Annotated in this window: 2 protein-coding genes and 1 pseudogene; all 3 read left to right on the top strand. The window is 75.2% G+C overall.

Going from position 1 to position 2,043, the window contains the following annotated elements; translation table 11 throughout:
• Nucleotides 1-269 (top strand): annotated as a pseudogene (locus tag D471_RS0124370) (ABC transporter ATP-binding protein); the annotation flags it as partial.
• On the top strand, nucleotides 266-1,126 hold the full coding sequence (locus tag D471_RS0124365; RefSeq protein ID WP_017601032.1) for a metal ABC transporter permease: 861 nt from the start codon (nucleotides 266-268) through the stop codon (nucleotides 1,124-1,126). The pseudogene D471_RS0124370 and the gene D471_RS0124365, both read left to right, overlap by 4 nt.
• Nucleotides 1,087-1,995, top strand: a complete 909-nt coding sequence (locus D471_RS0124360; RefSeq protein WP_017601031.1) for a metal ABC transporter solute-binding protein, Zn/Mn family — start codon at nucleotides 1,087-1,089, stop codon at nucleotides 1,993-1,995. Before D471_RS0124365 ends, D471_RS0124360 begins: the two co-directional genes overlap by 40 nt.
• Nucleotides 1,996-2,043: the final 48 nt, after the last annotated feature.

The following is a 2,043-nucleotide window of genomic DNA, read 5'->3' as shown; positions in this document are numbered from 1 at the left end:
CCCGGGCCCGGCCGGTCGCCACCCTCTCCGGCGGGCAGCTCCAGCGCGTGCACCTGGCGCGCGTGATCGGTCGCGTCGACGCCGGCGCCGGCGTGGTCCTGGCCGACGAGCCGACCGCCGCCCTCGACTTCGACGCCCGACGCGACGCGGCCCGCCATCTGCTCTCCCTGGGCGTCACCACCCTGGTCGTCACCCACGATCCCGACCTGGCGGCCGACTGCGACCGGAGGCTGGAGATGGCGGCGGGCCGACTCCGGGAGGTCGCGTGATCGACGCGGACACCCTGGCCGCCCTCCTGGTCATGCCCACCGTCCAACGCGCCGCCCTGGGCCTGTTCCTGGGCGCGGTCGGACTCCCCCTGGTCGGGGTGGTCATCGTCGGGTTGGACATCATGCCGGTCCGCTTCGCGATGATGCACGTCGCCCTGCTGGGGATCGCCGTCGGCCTGCTCACCGGGGCCGATCCGACCCTGTGCGCGCTGGTGGCCTGCGCCTGCGCCGGGGCGGCGGTCAGCCCCCTGGCCGACCGGCCGGGCGGGCTCTCCGGCGGCATGGGTCTGCTGATGAGCCTGGCCATGGCGGCGGCGCTCCTGCTCATCGCGGTCTCCGGAGCCAACGCCGCCAGCGCCTTCGCCCTGCTGTGGGGCTCCATCCTGTCGGTGCGCACCGTCGACCTGGTCATCCTCGGCTGCCTGGCCGTGCTCGTCCCCGGGCTCGTCGTCCTCTTCCGCCGCCAGCTCGCCCTGCTCCTGCACGACCGCGAGCTCGCGCTGGTCAGCGGTGTGCGCGTCCGGTGGTTCACCCTCGTCCTGCTGGTGATCGTCGCCGTCGCCGTGGCCGGGGCGATCCGGCTGACCGGCGCGCTGCTGGTCGACGCGCTCACCATCCTGCCCGCACTGGCCGCGCGCCGACTGGGCTCCTCCCTGACCTCGATCGCGGTCTGGGCCGTGGTGTGCGGCCTGGTCAGCACGATCGTCGGCTTCGCCCTCGCGCTCCTCCTCGACCTTCCCCCCGGGCCGGTTCTGGTCCTGACGGCCGGGTTCCTCGCCGTGGCCGCCCACCTCCTCCCCGAAAGGACACGCCGCGCATGGCACCGCACCCCGCACTCCTTCGACCCCTCGCACTGAGTTCCGCCGCGCTGCTGTTCACCGGCTGCGCGGCGGGCGCGGACACGGGCGAGGGCGCGGACGGCTCCGACGGCGCCTCCGCCGAGGGGCCCGCGATCGTGGCCACCACGACCTGGCAGGGGGCGTTCGCGACCGCGGCCGGGGCCGGGGACGTCACGGTGATCGTGCCCGCCGACGTCCAGCACGCTCCCGAGTACGAGCCCGCCCCCTCCGACCTGGCGGCCGTGGCCGAGGCGGACTACGTGCTCTACAGCCCCTTGGAGCCGTTCGCCCAGCAGATCACGGACGCGGCGGGCGGCGACGCGGAGACGGTCGAGGTGGAACTGGACAACTCCCCGGACACCATCGCCGCCGAGGTCACCCGCCTGGGCGAGCTGTTCGGCACCTCCGACGCCGCCGAGGCGTGGCTGTCGACCTTCGACGAGGAGCGCGAGCGGATCTCCGAGGACCTCGCCGGGCGGTGGCCGGACGGGGAGGCGCCGCGCGCCGTCGCGCAGGTCTACGCCACCTGGGCCGCCGAGCTCGCCGGGGCGGAACTGGTCGAGACCTACGGGCCCGAGCAGCTGGGCGCCTCCGACGTGGCCGGTCTGGCCGGCGCCGAGCCCGCGTTCGTGTTCGAGAACACGCACATGTCGGCGGGCCGGGTGCTGCCCGACTCCGACGCGCTCCAGATCGGGGTGGTCAACTACCCGGGCGAGGACCTGGACCTGATCGCGCTGTACGAGACCAACGCGCACACCATCGCCGAGGCGTTCGCGGGCCGCGAGGCCGAGCCCGGAGCCGGGGGCCGCGGTGGTCACGAGGGCCACGGCGACGGTGGTGACCACGGTGACCGTGGAGACCACGGCGGCGGGGACTCCGGGGAGTAGGTCCGGCCGGTCCCGTCGGAGGCGGTGGGGCGGGGCGCCTCCCGGCCG

The organism is Nocardiopsis lucentensis DSM 44048 (assembly GCF_000341125.1).
Lineage (GTDB): Bacteria > Actinomycetota > Actinomycetes > Streptosporangiales > Streptosporangiaceae > Nocardiopsis > Nocardiopsis lucentensis.
The sequence above is the reverse complement of the archived record's forward strand: the minus strand, read 5'-3'. Positions and strand labels throughout refer to the sequence as shown.